The sequence below is a fragment of the Sandaracinaceae bacterium genome (genome assembly GCA_016706685.1).
Classification (GTDB): Bacteria; Myxococcota_A; Polyangia; order Polyangiales; family Houyiibacteriaceae; genus JADJJE01.
This window is the reverse complement of record JADJJE010000039.1, coordinates 1-17,442: the sequence shown is the minus strand read 5'-3', so window position 1 is coordinate 17,442 and position 17,442 is coordinate 1. Positions and strand designations below refer to the sequence as shown.

At 64.4% G+C, this 17,442-nt stretch carries 7 protein-coding genes; all 7 read left to right on the top strand.

Annotation, left to right across the window (positions count from 1 at the left end):
- Window positions 1-7 precede the first annotated feature (7 nt).
- The 7 genes from IPI43_28965 (at window position 8) to IPI43_28935 (ending at window position 17,139) form a co-directional block, all read left to right on the top strand.
- Window positions 8-1,501, top strand: a complete 1,494-nt coding sequence (locus tag IPI43_28965; GenBank protein MBK7778100.1) for a transposase — start codon at window positions 8-10, stop codon at window positions 1,499-1,501.
- Window positions 1,502-2,716: 1,215 nt separating this feature from the next.
- Window positions 2,717-7,273 (top strand): hypothetical protein, encoded by a 4,557-nt coding sequence (locus tag IPI43_28960; protein ID MBK7778099.1) that lies wholly within the window; start codon window positions 2,717-2,719, stop codon window positions 7,271-7,273.
- 1,063 nt (window positions 7,274-8,336) lie between these two features.
- Window positions 8,337-9,839 carry a hypothetical protein gene (locus IPI43_28955; protein MBK7778098.1) on the top strand — a complete coding sequence of 501 codons (1,503 nt, stop codon included), beginning with the start codon at window positions 8,337-8,339 and terminating at the stop codon, window positions 9,837-9,839.
- An 18-nt stretch (window positions 9,840-9,857) separates the two neighbouring features.
- On the top strand, window positions 9,858-10,874 hold the full coding sequence (locus IPI43_28950; protein MBK7778097.1) for a hypothetical protein: 1,017 nt from the start codon (window positions 9,858-9,860) through the stop codon (window positions 10,872-10,874).
- 231 nt (window positions 10,875-11,105) lie between these two features.
- Window positions 11,106-11,372, top strand: a complete 267-nt coding sequence (locus IPI43_28945) for a hypothetical protein (protein MBK7778096.1) — start codon at window positions 11,106-11,108, stop codon at window positions 11,370-11,372.
- 260 nt (window positions 11,373-11,632) lie between these two features.
- Window positions 11,633-15,052, top strand: a complete 3,420-nt coding sequence (locus IPI43_28940) for a VCBS repeat-containing protein (GenBank protein MBK7778095.1) — start codon at window positions 11,633-11,635, stop codon at window positions 15,050-15,052.
- Window positions 15,049-17,139, top strand: coding sequence for an RHS repeat protein (locus tag IPI43_28935; protein MBK7778094.1), 2,091 nt, complete (start codon window positions 15,049-15,051; stop codon window positions 17,137-17,139). Before IPI43_28940 ends, IPI43_28935 begins: the two co-directional genes overlap by 4 nt.
- The last annotated feature ends 303 nt before the right edge of the window (window positions 17,140-17,442 follow it).

Below are 17,442 nucleotides of genomic sequence, written 5' to 3'. Positions count from 1 at the left end.
CGCGCCGGTGCCCGCCGCCTTCGCTGCACCACCCTGCCCACTCACCTACGAGCGTCGAGACCCGAGCGCCGGCCCGCTCCATCAGGTCCTCAGCGACAAGCTCGAGAGCTACCTGGAAGCCCGCGCCGAGCGCCCGCTGCCAGGCTTCGTGGTCGATACTCTCCGTGGCTTCCTGCGATGCGGCATTCTCAGGCACGGCTTCGCCCGCTTCCGCTGTGACGACTGCGCCCAGAGCCGCCTCGTGGCCCTCAGCTGCAAGCAGCGCGCCTTCTGCCCCCGCTGCGTGGGCCGCAAGATGGCGTACCAGGCCAAGCACCTGGTCGAGAACGTCCTGCCGCCGGTCCCGTACCGCCAGTGGGTGCTGTCGTTCCCGCACGCGCTGCGCTGGCGCATGGCGCACAACCATGAGCTTACCCTCGCCATCTGGCGGATCGCCCGCGTCGCCATCGACGCCCTGTACCGATCCCGTGCGGCCAGCTTGGGCCCCCCAGGCCAGCACGACAGTGCCCGGCCGGGCAGCGTCATGGCCATCCAGCGCTTTGGCGGTGCGCTGAACCTCAACGTGCACTTCCACGCCCTCTACACGGACGGCAGCTTCTACGAGCGCAGCGACGGGCAGCTGGTGTTCCTACTCGCCGCTCCGCCCACGCAGGCCGAACTCGCGGCTCTGGTGGCCGACATCAAGCGGCGCGTGGTCTTGTTGCTGGAGAACCTGGGCCTCGGACCCGGCGAGGACGACGACTGGGACGCCCAACAGCTCCTGCTCGGCATGGGCGAGCTCTACGGCGAGGGAGTCTTCCACAAGGGCGCACAGCGCCTCCGCAATGGAAAGCCACAAACCCCCAGCACGTTTGCGCGGCGGAAGGCGCACGAAGACGGCTTTGACCTCGACGCGCAGGTCACCGTGTCTGCGGGAGCGCGCGCCAGCCTCGAGCAGCTCGTCCGCTACATCTTGCGTCCGCCCCTCAAGGAAACCCGAATGACGATCCATTCCACCAGCGTGGAATTGACACTGAAGACACCGTGGCGCGACGGCACCACCCAGATACTCCTGACCCCCGACCGCTTCATCGACCGTCTGGTCGCCCTGGTCCCCCCGCCGAGGGTCAACACCCTGCTCTATGGCGGCCTCTTCGCCGCCAACGCCCGCCTCCGCCCCCTGGCGGTGGCCTACCAGCGCCCGGGCGTGATCCTGCGGAAGCGCGCCCGCCCGGCCCAGTCCCCCAAGCCCCGCAACACCGCCTGGGCCGAGCTCATGCGGCACAGCTTCGGCCTGGACGTCCTGGCCTGCCCCCACTGCGGCGGCCGCATGCGCCACGTGGCCACCGTCCTCGACCACTCGAGCATCCAACGCATCCTGCGCCACCAAGGCCTCGACACCCCTGAGCCCCGCGCCCGCTCGTCCCCGCTCGAGTCCGACCTCCGCTACGAGCCCGACGAGCACGCCCTCGCCGACGCGCAAGACGACTTCTCCCAGCTCGACCCCAACGACCCCTGGTGACCCCAACGAGCGACCGACCGCAAGACCGGCAGTGCACCGGTCCGTCCGCGTCGCTCGCCGTGGCAGATTCGCCGATAGCGCTGGCACCCAAAGCCCCGGTCGTGCCACTCTGACAAGGCCGGCAGGGGCTTCATGCGCGGTGACCGACAGCGTATTGCGCAGAACACTCTATATGTAAACTATTCGAACACCTCATGTCGATGATTCATGATACCTATGAGCGGCGCGCGCGAACCTATTCTACTCGTGGAAGAAAGCTGTTGACTTGGCGCGATACCTCCGCCAATATGTCCGCGAAATGAGAGGGCAGGGCGCCCTCGAAGCATGAGGGGACGACACATGACCCGCCTAGCGGCAGCATTTCTCTTGTCGGTCGGGACGATGGCATTGTTTGGCTGCGGTGACAGCGGCGAGCCGGTAGCCTGCGAGGAAGGGACTCCCGGTTGCGGCTGCATTTCAGGGGGAGGCTGCAGCAGCGGGCTGGTTTGCACCAACGACATCTGCCAGGCGGCCGACTGCGAGTCCTCCGGTGTCGAAGGGTGCCCCTGCGACGGTGGAGCGTGTGGCGACGGTCTTGTCTGCAACGCGCGGAACTACTGCCAGGACGCGACGGGCCAGGGAGGGCAGCCGTGCTACTCCAACCGGACATGCGAAACGGGATTTCTGTGCGGTCCAGACAATGTCTGTGCGTCTTGCGAACCCGGCTCGCAGGGCTGCAGTTGCTTCGGTAACGGAACTTGTTCCGGAGAACTGTCGTGTGAGATGGACATCTGCACGAATGGGACAAACGTCGTTGTTCCAGCTGATCCCAAGTGCTATTCACCCTGCACGAGCGGCTTCGTCGCAGAAGATGGGACCTATCGCGCGTGTTCCGCCGAGGGACTCATGGAAGGGTGCTTTGAGGGCGCTGCCTGCACCAACGGCTCCTGCGTTGTTGATGGCGAGTCAGCGCGATCCTGCAGTCGTGACGCCGACTGTCCGGACTTCCAAGCGTGTATCGGAGGGTCCTGCTACTCGAACTGCGAGTACGACTCCGAGTGCGGCGGCATGGCGCGCTGCTACCGGCATGCGTGCAGGGTACCTTGCGCGGCAGAAGTCGAAGCGGACTGCAGCGCTGGGACCACGTGTCAGCTCGTCGACAGCGACTTCGGGTATTGCATGCCCGAAGTACTACCAACCTCCGGGATTTCCCCCGCATCGCCGGGGTCCTACGAGGTGAACGTCGACTTCCTTGAGTTCACTAACAATCGGCGCTCCCGCACGCTGACTATCACCAACGACGGGCCGCATTCCATTGACTTCACGGTGCGCAAGGTGAGCCACACGGAGCCGGGTGCTTCGGACGTGGAAGTCACGGTGAACCCCATGCATTGGCTCGGAATCGGCGCGGTTGGTGCTCCACTCAATGTCAACGAGTACCTCGTTCGAGTGCCTGGGAGTGGTGGTCAGGCCATCGTCGAACTCCGCAACGCGACGAACCAGGTCCCCCTCCGCTGGACTGGCGTCCTCTTGATCGAGAGTCCCCTCGGCGAAAGGCGAATCAACCTGGAGTATTCCACTGATCCTCGGGGTCGCTGGGCCGGGAAAGTCTACTACTTTACCCAGTTCGGAGAAGAGAACCTTCCCTTGTGGGAAGCGGATCGGACAATGCCTGCGACCACCGCCGGGATTGATGTCGGGAACGCGTTCATTCGGAAATGGTCTGAGGTGCGTTCGGGCATGAGCGTGCCGGAGCTCAACGCAATCGTCACTTCGACCGTCAACGGCACGTGGCGATGGCCAAGCATCCAATCGGCGTGCCCCAGCGCAGCTTGCTACCCATTCTCGAACACGACCGGTGTTGTCAGCTACTCCACCGACCTGACACAGTACCCCATACCGTCTGGGGTGGTGGAGATGCCAATCGCTCTCGACCTCGCACCGAACGGGTCGATGGCGTTGCGCGGTCGCATTGCGACCGACCAATCCCTCCATTACGCGGGCAATCCCCAGGTCGACCTTCATTTTGCTACCGATCCGACCGCGTGCGCTCCCGGCCTCGGCTCCGCCTGTCTAGCGTTCGTAGAGTCGATGGAGGCCAGCGTCGTCGTAGGAGGCCGGTACCGTCCGACCGCCAACGACACGGAGTGCTCCCGGCTCGGGACGATGAGCGGCTTCGAGCGGGTTCAAGTTCCTTGGCTTGTGCCCGGCTTCCACGACCTTGTCGAGTTCGACGCGGAAGCGGGCGCCTACTTCCGTTCCGAGTGCCGAGACTCTCTGCAGCCGCTTGGCCTCGGCGAGGATGAGGCGCTGGTCAATCTCAGCCTCGCGGGCTCCAACCCCATCCCCGACGGCCAGAGTCGTCAGCGCAGGCTCGAGCTCGTCGACGGTGTGCTGATCAACCAAGAGCAGCTCTACCTAGTGTTTCGTGAGACGTTTGCCGAAGAGTTCTTCGGTGCGAGTTCAACCGCGGGTGGTCTGACCGCATACGGTTTGATGGTGCTCTCTCGCGGAACCGCCGAGCTGGACGACGACGACTTCGTCGGCACCGTTCAGGCGGAGACACGGACCGGGAGTGTTCCTCTGGAAGAAATCGCCGGCTGCTCGCCCGAGGTGTTGGGGCGAATCGGCTTTCCGGGGGGGATCACGGCGGGCAACGCTAACAGCGCCGTTGGCGCGCTTCTCTCGGGAACTGCCACTGCCGGGCCGGGCCCAACGGCTATACCCACCGCGCAGATGCACTACCTTTGTCATGACACAGGTCGGATCGACGGTGGCAATGACCCTGGCTTCCGCGAAGCGTGTCCCGTCGGAAGCAACGCTACCTACTTCCGCCGAAACGTCGCGGCCGGCTATATGCAATCCCTCCCCTGCCAGTCCAGCGGTACGTGCCAGGCTACTCTGGATGCTTGGCTCGCCGACCCGACCGTATCGCCCCAAGTCACGATCGAACCTCCATATCGATGTGACGTCGACGGCGTGTACTGCGAGGAAGTCCGCACCGATCTGATTCGGGGCCATGACTCGGAAACGGGAGCGACCAGCCGCAAGACGTTCTACGAGCCCCTCGGCCCCGGCGCCCCCGTCTACGTCCCCTTGGCCACAACCATTGACCGCGCCTTCCGATACAAGACACAATTCCGCAATCGGCAGGGGCGCAATATCGGCTTCACGCCTGCGGTTTGCCAGTCGAACTCCAATGCCGTTCCCTACTGCTACGACCCGGTCGCCATCGAAGAGATCCGCGGTAGGACCGACTGTCTCGCGTACGTCTTCGACCGCCACTTCAGCAACCTCAGTGCGGCGACGCAGAGCGACCTGCGGCGGTACCTAGCAAGAAATTTCTCCTATGACCAAACCATCGATCCTCTCGCGGCGCTTCCGTTTCGCACAGAGGGCTTTGAGCAGCTGAACGCAGAGCTGTTGGTCATGCTTGGCGACGAGGCGTTCACCCGGGCGTTTCAGTCTCGCTTTGATCTCGCAGGCTCATCACAGGTGAGCTTTCAGGGCTCGCTCTTTGAGCCAGGTGGGATCGATCTTGCCGGCGTGGCCGGATTCGAAATGTACAGCCTCTATCAGTCGGCTCAGTACTACCAGATGGTCCTCGACCGCTTCTACGCCCTCAGCCCCTATGTTTGGGCTTCCATCGAGCGAACGGGCGAGCAGGATGCGGGCCGGCGGTTCATCGACGCTGCAACGGTGACGAGCTACTTCCAAAAGGTTCTCCGCGCGTCCAGCCAAGCGGCGCGCGCGTGGAGCGAGGTGGCCAAGCGCTATCAGAGCTTCAACCGTGCGGACCTCGCGCGCTTCGCAGTCGAGAGGGCCTATACCTCCGCTTACCTCGAGTCACTGGTCGTTGCTCGGCTAATGCAGAGTACAGCATCTGCGGCCAACGCGACGCAGCAGTCACAGATCAATCTGGCGCTAGAGCAGTCCGCGACCGTCTACAAAATCGCGCTCTTGGACATGCGAGAGGTCTACGCGAACCTCACCGACGAGATCAACTACTTCGGCTTCAGCCCGGACTACATTCCGTTGCCGCCTCTGGCGCCAGGTGGCCCCAACTCGTTCGAAGCGATGATTGCGCGCGCGCAGCAGTCGGCCGCCACGGCCAGTCAGCGTGAAGATCTTGCGATATCTTCGAATCGCTCGTTCGAGACAGACGCCGTGGCGTTTCAGAACGAGCTAACCCGCATCGGGAACACGTATGAGAACCAGCTCGCGGAGATCTGCGGGACGTTTGTTGGTGACGACGGCAACGTCTACGCCGCCACGCCGACGTTAGGGTATCTCAGTCCCCCGACACGCGCACTCGGAGATCCCTGCGGACTCGTCGGCAACGGCGAACTGCACAACGCGCTTGCGAACATTGAACTTCAGCGACTAGAGATGCGGAGTGTCCGCGCCGCCGCCCAGACAGTCTGGGATGAGATTGAGATCGAGACGGAACGCGCTGCTGAGCAGTGTGGTGTCTCTGCCGATCTGGCGGGTTACCGCTACACGGTGAGAGGAGACCAGCTCAGCCTGCAGGACGCCATCCGCGACTCGCAGCAGTCGCTTCAGGAGTTGGAGCGCTTCACCGGGTTCATCGGGCAGGTCGCGAGCCTCGGCAAGTGCTCGGTCGGACTCGCGACAGACTGCCCTACCGGAGCCGTAGCGCTGGCGATCTACACCGGCCTCTACGCCATCAACGAGATTGAAATTCAGTCAACACAGCGCGATGTCAACGACCTTGAGGACGAGATCGCCCAACTCGAGCGCGGTTCTATCCTGGTCGAAGCAGGCTTCCAGTGCGACCAGGTCGAAGCCGATAGCCGCGCCACGGTACAGCGACTTCTCCTGCAGCTACGTCAAACTGACCTGCAAATGGTGCGTGCCGACATCAACATTCGCCTCGCGGTGGCGGAGGTCAATCGCATCCGCAACCGAGCGACGAGGCTCATCGCTGAGCAGACTGAGTCGGAGCAGTTGACGATCGACCTGGAGGCCGCACGAAACGACCCCAACGTTCGAATCTACCGGAATGATGCGGTCATCAACGCAGACCGTTCCTTCTATGATGCGATTCGCGATGCGTATCGCGCTACCCGGGTGTTTGAGTACTACACGAGCCAGTCGTACGCTCGTCGAGACGAACTCACCCTCGTGCGGCTCGTCTCCCGAGGGGACTACAATCTGGAGAACTACCTCTTTGATCTGCAGACAGCGTACTACGAGTTTGAGGACATCAACGGACGCCCGGATAGTCGGGTCGAGATCGTGTCGCTCCGCGATGACATCCTGCGTATTCCACGCTCGGGCACCTCTGGTGCGCTGAGCCAGGCAGAGCGCACCGAGATGTTGCGTGTGGAACTCACCGACCCGCGCTGGCTCAACCCGCGCGGCCACATTTCGATTCCGTTCGCCACAGCACTTGACCGGCTGTCGCCGCTCACCCGCAACCACAAGATTGACTACATCGAGGTGGAGGTTGTGGGCAGCGACATCGGCGACACCCTTGGCCGAATCTACGTTGGTCAGTCGGGGACGGGGACAATTCGTCCACTTGAAGGCATCCATCAGTACTACCGTTTCCCTGAACGCACCGCGGTGGTTGATCCGTTCTTCAACGGAGTCCGTGTCTTCGGAGCGGAAGTCTACAGGAACGACCGCCTCAGGGATCGACCGATCGTAAACACCAACTGGGAGCTCGTCATCAACCAGCGTGACGAGCGCGTAAACCAGGACATTAAGTTGAACTCCATCACCGACGTCCGCGTGTACATCTACTACACGGACTTCACCGCTCTGTGAGAGAAACCATGCGACGAGTCTTAGGTCTCTTCTTTGTGCTCATTGTTGGGTGCGGCCCAGGTGATTCACCCGATGACGCCGCGGTGGATGCGGAGGCCTGTGTCGTGGGTCAACAGGGTTGTCCCTGTGACGATCTGGCTTGCGATGAGGGTCTGCTGTGCACTTCCAACGAGTGCGTGGCAGCCACCACCTGCGACGAAGCCGGCTGCGTGGCGAACCAACTCTGCGCCACCGGGACCAACGGCCTCCTCGCTTGCACCCAGGACCAGTGCGAGCCCGGTTTTTCGTGGAGTGGCGGCCGTTGCGCAGAGGTTGTGTGGGCGACGTGTGACGCCGGAGCCACCTCCATCGCGTCACAGTGTGCGGCACTCGGTCGTGCCTGCGACGACAGTGGCGGCAGCGCCTTGTGCGGCGCCTGCTTGCCTGGCCTGTCGCTGGCGGGTTCCGCGTGCGTTGGGGCGACTACCTGCGCGACGCTCGGTTGCGCGGCGCAGAACCGTGACTGCGTGCAGATGGGGAACGCGGCTGCCTGTACCGGTTGCCGGTCCGGCTTTGTCGATATGGGGGCACATGCGTCGATTCGTCCAGCGGCTGTGCGATGTGCGCGACCCTCAACCGTGAGTGCACCACCATCGGCCCATCAACCCAATGCGGCGCGTGCCTCGCCGGATACGCGCTCGACGGAAACAACGAGTGTGTTGCGGTCGAGTCGTGCGCAGACTTGGGCTGCGCAGCACTGAACCGAGTCTGCGAGACATCGCCAACCCCCCGTTGCGCCGAAGCCTGCGTCGGCGGATACGTTTGGGTGGGCAGTTCCGGCTCATGTCGGCCGCGCGTGACTTGCACCGATCTCACGTGTCCGGTTGGTCAGGTCTGCCTCGACATGTCACCCACCCAAGATGCGGTTTGTGGCACGGTCTGCCCAGCTGACGAAGGTTGGGACAACCTTAGCCCTGTGGGAGGGTGCTATGCCTGTGCGAACACCATTGTGTGTGACCGGCCGAATGAAACTGGCCGCCGCCTTGCGACGGCTGCGGGCCCCGGGAGCACCTGTGTGTGTGAAGTGAACGAAGGCTACTTTCCCAACTCGGAGGGTCACGCCCAGAGTTGTGACGACGACACGGACGGCTGGGTAAACGACAGCGCCTACCCACGAATCGCCTCAACCAACGCGTGGGAACAGGATTCCGCCAAGTGCAGCCTGCGTACGGTGTCGGAAGTGCACTTGACCAACACCGATGGCCAGGTGCGGACATTGGATTTTTCGGCCGCCCCACTGCCGCTGTACGAGGGAGCGGCGATTGATAGCCGCAACAACACCCTGACGCTCAACACGGGATCTCTCGCGAGTGCTCAGCTCAACAGTCTGACCAAGGCATGCGGGTCCGGATCCGCCTCGGATCCGACGTCCGTCAGGGGAGACTACAACGACAACGCCGTGCGCGACGTGGAGGAGTGGGAGCAAAGTGTGCTGGCGGGTCCCCGGTTTGCGACCCCCGGTTTGTCTGCGCTCTACAACCGCTACCGGCAGCTAACCCACTTCGTGGAACTCCATGATGGTTGGTATGTCGCGGGTGCTGAAACGGCTGATCCCGGCACATACGTAGTTCGCGAGCGACAGAGGGGTCCGGGAGTCCGCTCCGTGCCCCTTACCTACCCAGAGGATGCCGGGAACGATTACTGGGCTAGCTGTGACCGGCACATCGATAGTCTCTATGACGACCCCGAGCAGATCAACAAAACAACCTTTGATTTCGCGTCACAGGGAGAGGCCTGGGGGGGGATGCTGCATCACAGCCAGTTCAGATGTGTGGCCGTTGTTTCGCCCACGGACTACACGACCAGCACGCGTGAGGAGCCGTACACCCTGATGACGCGGGGTTCCACGCTCGCGTGGAAGCTGGATGGGAACGGGGAGGAGGAGCACCCAACCTGGAACGGGTTCAGCTGTGCGCCGACTGGCGCTTCCACCGTGGAGCCCGGAACGTCGACCGTCAATCCCGACCTTCCTGTGGTCCTTTGTGCGCCCATCGCGACCTACACGGCTGGCACCATCCGCTGGGTGTCCATGGGGTACGTGAACGCGAACCGGCCTCCCGCCGACTACATCCGCGGGTGTCGGAACGAGTGCACGGAGATCGGCGAGTCAGAGTGCGATATGTACAACCCGGACTGGGGGGTTGCGTTCGTGTGTGACAACGGCGACGCCACGCGCTTTGGCGACGCGGTCTGTGGCTGTGACGTTCCGTATGCAGGCAGCGTTACCATTCAGGAGGACGGGGTGGATCGAGTTGTGTCGACCTGTCACATTGGCTGCGGCGGAGGTGTCAATGCCAGTGGCAACATCAGCAGCGACCGTGCACTCCAGAGTGGCGGATTCGATCCGGCCACTCGCTCTGGGACATGGCTGTGCGGCGACTTCGCGCTTTCTTCCGGTCCTGCTGCCACGGGGGGAATTCTCGCCGGCGGCGGGTTTTCTCTTCGGGGTGGCGTTCCTTCCGACACTCACTCCGACCAGGAGCTGCAGAGCAGTGACGGGTTCTACAGGATTTTCAGGAGCCGCTAGGCCCTGCAGGAGACGATGATGACGAACAAGAAACTCTATTTGATGAACGCCCTCTTCCTGCTTGGGTTCGGCGCGGTGATGGTTTCCGCGCAGACCGGGCCATTCAGTGGGCCCCCTCCGCAGGTTATCCCTTACACCGGATACCTCGAGCGTGACGGGGTGCCTGCGAACGAGACCTTGGCGATGAGCTTCACGCTCTATACCGCCGAGACGGGAGGCTCAGTCTTGTTCTCGGAGACGTACGGGTCGCCTGGCGTCGTCGTGGCCAACGGTCAGTTCTCCGTCGCGCTTGGCAGCACCGCGCCGGCTGGACTGGCCGACATCTGGAGCAACAGCGAGGTGTGGTTGCAGATCACGGTCGACGGAACGACCATGAACGGTCGCCAGCGCCTTCTTGCGGCCCCGTACGCGTTGCGTGCAGCAGACGCCCGTCGAAGCGGAGGCGACTTCTCGGTCACCGGTGCGCTCACGGGCACAGGCGACTTCCGCACCGGCGGTGGTGTCTCCGTAGGGAACTCCAGCTTAGATGCTCCGACGGGAGACCTGGTGGTCACGAGCGGCATAAGGGTAGGGAACCACACCATCACGGATCCCGCCAATGGTGACCTCGTCGTGGCCGGCAAGGGTGACATCGTTTCCGGATTGCGTATCGGCACGCACATGACAACCAATCCGACGGGTGGCGACCTTGTGGTGGCAGGGGACGTCGACATCGACGGGACCCTCAACGTTGGGAGTACGACCGCGTTGGCCGGGTCCCTCAGTGTTGTGGGGGGGGCAACTTTTCTCGGGTCGGTGAACCTTCCGAATAGTGCACTGGCTGTGACGACGACATATCCGGTGGCGGATGGAACGACTCCCACGGTTCAGCTTGCGTCGAGTACCGCATCGATTTGTTTCCTCACCCAGATGACCACAAACGACAACGTCGGCAGCGCCGAGAACGACTCGTGTACGGTGACACGGGGGCTTCAACTTGGGCACTCACGCGAGGCGCCACCGACAATCAAACGATCTGTCGCGCGGCGTGCCTGACCTGGTAGTACGATGCTGGAAGAACTCCGCGGCCTGTGCCCAACCTTTCTCCGAACTGCAGCAGCGGCGCTGTTGTTGATTGGAGGACTGCTTTTCGGCTGCGGGGACGGGCGTGGCGATTGCCTGCCCGGTCAGCGCGACTGCGCGTGCAGCGCGCTGGGCGCTTGCAGCGACGGGCTCGACTGCCATCAGAACATGTGCGTCCGGCCGCAGGAACTGACCGTCCAAGTCTTGTCACAGGACGCTCGAGCTTGTGAGTTCGTGGTGGTGGATGGAGCCACCGAGCTCACCAGCGTGCGGTTCGACGACTCCGTGCGCGGGGCATCCGTGCGGCGAGGACGACGCACTGCGGTGACCGTGATCTCTGGCGAGGACAGCCCGATCGGGACAGGGGTCACGCTTGGGTATCTGGAAGGCGACGAACCGCTCACGCTCGAGCAGACCAACTGCTTCGACCGGCAGGGCGAGAGCCTGGGCGGGGCGCTGGTCACGCTGTGACGAGAGCGCAGCGTGCTCACGCACGTCGTGACGATTCATTCAGGGCGAGGGTGCCGATGGCGAAGCGTGTTCTTGGTCTACTGAGCTTGGTGGTGCTTGGACTCTCTCCGGGGCCCACCGCACAAGCTCAGAATGAAGGAGGCGGACTCTCTCCGTCGCGTCTGAAGCTGCCGAGCGGTCCTGGTTCGCTCGAGGGCGTCGGCGAGGACGCGAGCGTCAACTTCAACATGGGGGGTGGTCTCCTACGGGGTGCCGTTCTGGTGCCCCGGCGGTACAACGGGTTCTCGCCGTCGCTGCGACTCTCCTACTCGAGCACGGGTGGCCAGTCCGCCGTGGGCATGGGCTGGACACTGAGTGGTGTGGACAGCATCGAGCGGATGACCTCGCGCGGGGTGCCGGACTACGACACGGCGGATCTCTTCGCGCATGAGGGGTCGGAGCTGGTGCGACTGCCGGGGTCGAGCACGTACCGCGCTCGCTTCGAAGGTAGCTTCGTTCGCTACACGTGGCTGGGCACGGACGGGGCCACGGGCAACGGGACGGCAGGATACTGGCGCGCAGAGTTCCCCGACGGTCGGGTGGGCTACTACGGCGCCACGGCTGCGGGTGTGCTGGTTCCCAACGCACGCATGGCGGGCTCGCGCGGCACCTACTCCTACAGCTTGGTCGAGATGGTGGACACCTACGACCACGCCATCCGCTACGACTACGAGCTCGACGGTGGGCGCCCGTACCTGGTGCACATCGGATGGGTGTACCGAGGCAACGACCCTCGCTACGAGGTGGAGCTCGAGTACGAGGCGCGCGAGGACGTGCTGTCGGACGGCAAGCCCGGTGTGGAGGTGCTGCTCAACCGACGCCTTCGCAACGTGCGCGTCCTGGTGGAGGGGCTCCAGCTCAGGCGCTACCTGCTGAGCTACGAGCCGTACACGATGACGGGCGGGCTCACGCGTCTGGCGCGGGTGACCACGTTCGGGACCGGCGACACCAACCCTTACCCCATCTTCTTCCGCTTTGCCTACACGCGCGGGTTCGACCCTACGTGCGCGAGTGGAGACCCCGGCTGCGAGCCGGCGTACGTGCGGTCCATCGGCAGCGTGGGCGTGGACTTCCGGACGGGGGACGCGGATCTCCTGGACATCAACGGGGACGCGCTGCCCGACGTGGTGGACACCACGGGCGGGGTGCACCGGATGTTCGTGCAGACGGTGAACACCGCGGGGGAGACGTCGCTGTCGCCGGTGATGACCAGCGCCACCGCGGGCAGTGGTGCGATGGCGCTGTCGTCCTCCGAAGTGGAGATGGTGGACCTGAACGGCGACGGGTTCGTGGACATGGTGGATGGCCTGAACGACCGCGTGCTGTTCGGGCGGGGCACGGGCGACTGGGACGCGCAGGCGCTGATGGACACGGGGCTTCCGAGCTTCAGCGGCGACGCGAACCAGCGCTTCATGGACGTGGACTACGACCGGGCCATCGACGTGGTGCACCTCGACGGATCGGGCGCGTGGTTCCACCGCAACAACAACGGCGTGTACCAGGCGGCGACGAGCATCGCGGGCGTGGGGCGCAGCTTCACGACCGATGGTCTGCGCCTGGTCGACATGAACGGCGACGGGATGGTGGACCTCGTCCAAGCGGTCCCGGGTGCGGTCTTCTACTGGATGAACCTTGGCCACGGCGACTTCGGCGCCACGCGCGAGATGTTCGGGCTGCCAGGCACGCTGACGCCGGCGGAGATGGAGTTCACGGACCTCAACGGCGACAACCTCACCGACGTGGTGGTCGTGCAGGGGACCGAGATCCGCTTCGCTCTCAACTGCGACGGCACCGAGTTCGAGCCCATGCAGACCATCACCTCGGCGCAGGTCGAGGGCTCGCTGCTGGAGCGCACGAGCGCCATCTCGATCCGCTTCGCCGACATGAACGGCTCGGGCAGCACCGATGTGGTCTACATCAATGCGTCGGGCATGGTGACGTACGTGGAGCTCTTTCCCGAGCAGCCGAACCTCCTGAGCCGCATCGAAAACGGCATCGGCAAGGTCATCGAGATGACCTACGGCACCACGGTTTCGCACATGGGCCGCGACGGTGGACCGAGCGAATGGGAGCACCGGCTTCCGCACGCGATGCAGGTGCTGGAGCAATACACGACGTACGACACACTGAGCCAGGTGCGCCAGATCCAGCGCATACACTACCGCGACGGATACTACGATGGCGAGGAGAGCCAGTTCCGCGGCTTTGGTGAGGTGGAGGTCTTCGCCGAGGGCGACGACTCGATGGAAGACGGCCGGAGCGTCCTTCACTTCGACCTGGGCGTGAGCGATCGCTACCGGCATGGGCTCGTCACCGAAAAGCAGATCGAGAGCGCCGGCCGTGTGCTGTCCACAGAGAGCTACGCGTATGACGACTGCACGCTCGCGCAGATCGCGACGGCGGGAGTGACGAATCCGATCCGCTGGCTGTGCAACGAGAGCAAGACCACGGTCATCCAAGAAGGCGCGGCCGCGATCGAGTGGGTCACGTTGCAGGAGACCTATGTTCACGACGGTTACGGCAACCAGACCGAGAAGCACCAACTGGGCGTTACCATGGTGGGCGGCGGTGCGTGCACTTCGTGCGAGGGCCGCAGCTCCGAGGTCCAAGGTGAGCCCTGCGATGCGAGCTGCCGCGGCGACGAGATGCACGAGATCCAGCGCTTCATTGCTCCGGGTGCCGCGACAGGAGGCCGCTGGATCCTGAGGGCCGCGTATCAGAAGCAGATGTACGGCGTGGAAGGGAGCGCGCAGATCACGGACGAGCGCACCTACTACGACGGACCGGACTTCCAGGGCTTGCCGTGGCAGTCCCTGACGCGTGGGACCGTGCGACGCACCGAGGCTCGGCGCGACGCGGGCGGGAGCTACTTCATCCAGACCAGCCGCTTGGCTCACGACGCCCACGGCAACGTCACGGTGGCGCGCGACCCTAACGGCCACGACACGCGCATGGAGTACGACGCGGATGGTGTGTTGCCCACCGCGGAGCTGAGGATGTTCGATGACCCGTCGGTGCGCAGCGAGTTCTACGCGCTCCGCATGGAGGTGGGCTACGACCCGCTGCTCGAGCAGGTGACGAGGTCCACGGCGTGGATGCGCATCGTGGACACCACCAACACGAGCGAGCGCCGCGAGACTGGCTACGGTTACGACGAGTTCGGGCGCGTCGTTGGCATCGCACAGCCGGGAGACTCGCTGGCCACGCCTACCACGGAGTACGCCTACGACTTGGTGGAGCCCGTGAGCCGCATCATTACGCGTACCCGCACGGTCTCGGGCGCTGTCACGGCAGACCTCGAGGCCATCGACTGCGTGGACAGCATGGGCCGGACGGTGCAGAACCGCTCCGCCGTCGGCGACGGGAGCTACCAGACCACGGGGTACGTCACCTTCAACATCCAGGGCGAGCCAAGCCGGGTGTACCAGCCCTACATCGGCACCAGCGCCGCCTGCGACCGCACCGCGCCCAGCGGTGTGCGCCTGCTGCGCTCGCAATTCGACGCCACCGGCCGGGTGCAACAGGTGACCCAGCCCGACGAGAGCGTGTACGGCACCGCCACCACCCTCCGCACCGACTACTTCCCCTTGCGCACAGTGGCGTACGATGGCGAGACTTCGACCCGAGCAGCCCACACGTGAACACGCCCACCACCACCGTGGCCGACGGCCTTGGCCGCACGCTGCGGCTCGAGCGTCTCCTAGCTCGTGAGGGGCCGCCGGTGGTCATCGCGTTTCGGTACGACGCGCTGGGCCGCACCCGCAGCCTGCTTGACGACCATGAGAACGAGCAGTGGCAGGTGTACGACTTGGCCAGCCGCATCGCCGAGGTCACGCACCCGGACAGCGGCATCACGCGCTTCACGTACGACGACGCCAACAACGCGCTCTCGCGCACCGACGCGCGGGGCGTGATCACACGCTCAAGCTTCGACGAGGCCAACCGCCAGACGGCCTTCTGGGACGACGCCAATCCCATGGGAACCGTGGTGGAGACCCGCTACGATCGCGACGTCGCATGCACGGAGTGCACGTACTCGGAGGGCATGGCGGCCAGCGTGTCCTACCCGCTCTTGGATGGCCTTCGGGGCGTGGACCGCATGGTGCGGGACGCGCGCAGCCGACTGGTGACCTCGCATTCGCTCAGGGAGGGCGTGCGCTACACGGTCATCGACGCCTTCGACAACGCCAATCGCGTCACCACCACCACATACCCCGGGGGCTACGAGGTGGCACGCGCCTACGACGGCCTCTCGCGCGAACGGAGCATCGAAGGTGTAGTGGAGTCGGTCACCTTCAACGCCCAGAACCTGCCCGCCCGCACCCGCTTCGCCAACGGCACCAGCACCGTGCGCACGTATGACGCCCGCCTGCGCCTCGACACGTTGGAGACAAGCGGACCCACCGGCACGCTCCAGGACTACACCTACCGCTTCAACCGCGCCGACCACCTGGTGGCGCTCGAAGACGCGCGCCCGGCCGAGGCGCTGGAGGCCACCAGCGCAGGCCGCTTCGAGTACGACGCGCTCTATCGGCTGACCGCCGCTTACCTCGACGAGGGCCGCGCCACCGCCGAGTGGCTGGCTTACACCTATGACACTGTCGACAACCTGGTGGAGAAGACCTCGGACCGCCGGCGCGAGAGCTTGATGCACCTGGGGGAGCTGCGCTACGGGCAGGAAGGCACCGGCGCAGGCCCACACGCAGTGTCCAGCATCTCGGACGAGGCCGCCGGAGGCGCGCAGACGTACACCTACGACGCCGCCGGCAACATGATTACCCGCGAAGGCCAGCTCAACACCTGGGACTTCATGGGCAGGCTCAGCGCCGTGGAGAGTCAAGACGGCGGCCAGCCCGTGGCCCGCTTCGCCTACGGCGCCACCCGCGACCGCGTGGTCAAGGAAGACAACGGCCAGCGCACGCACTACCTGCGACCCGACGTCGAGGTGCGCGACGGCATTGTAACGGTATACGTCACCGTGAACGGCGAGCGCGTGGCCCAGGTGCAACGTGGCGATTCGGCGATAACCACGCACTCTGACGGCGCACCTCGCCGGGGTGACGGGCAGGTGAACGCGGCAGATGCGTGGGTCGTCCGCGCCAACGAGGCGGGGGTGACGGGTGTGCCCGGCGTCACCAGCGAACGCAGTGTGGACGACACGCTGCGGAGCGCCGCGCGGGGCTTGCTGCTCGCGGGCGATGGGGCGGTCGAGTACTGGCACGGCGACCACCTCGGCAGCGTGGGCTTGTCGACGGATGAAGCGGGCGGCGTAGTGCAGCGCTTGGAGCACTACCCGTACGGGCATCCGCGGGCCCAGTCAGCCCACTGCCCGAGCGCAGCCACACGGGGGAGAGAGGGACGAGGTCACTGGGCTCAGCTTACCACTGGCAAGGTAACTGGACACTCGGCTTTGACGGTGGCTGCGACCGATCCGTTGTTCGCGACTGTTGTGAGTCGAACCGAACGCGCCGATGAAGCGGTGAGCACATATGGTGCGATGCGAGGCTCCCCACTTGTCTACGTCGACCCAAGAGGAGAGAACGCGATCACAACTGCACTTGCCATTCTCGGAATCGGCGGAGGATCAGCTGTGGTCGGAGACGAGATGGCTGGGGACTCGAGAGTGGCGACTTTCGCCGGAGGTGCGGCTGGTACGGGTGCCGCCTTGGCGTCATCAGCCGGTATGGGCGCCATCGCGTCGACTGGTGTCGGCGCCTCGCGGACCTGATAATTATCGCGGCGGTTGTAGCAATTGAAGATCCGGAAAGAATCCACGATGCTTTCGATCTATTGTCGCTTGATACACATAACGGATGGCCAGATTGGCAAGCCATCACTGCAGAGCGCGGACGTGAAGGGCGTCACAACCTCGGCGCGGCTCTCGCCCTCCTAGAAGGACGCGAAGGTCGTACCATTAACTTGTTAGACGAGTCAGAGATGCAGCGCGTGCTAGATCAAGCATCGCGTTTCTCCACCCAACGCTACTGGGTTGGTTCAGAGCACCGATGGACGAGTGCGCGCGACGAGCATC

Coding starts and splice junctions, on each gene's coding strand:
- IPI43_28950 (MBK7778097.1), top strand. CDS start 9,858: ATGACGAACAAGAAACTCTATTTGATGAACGCCCTCTTCCTGCTTGGG.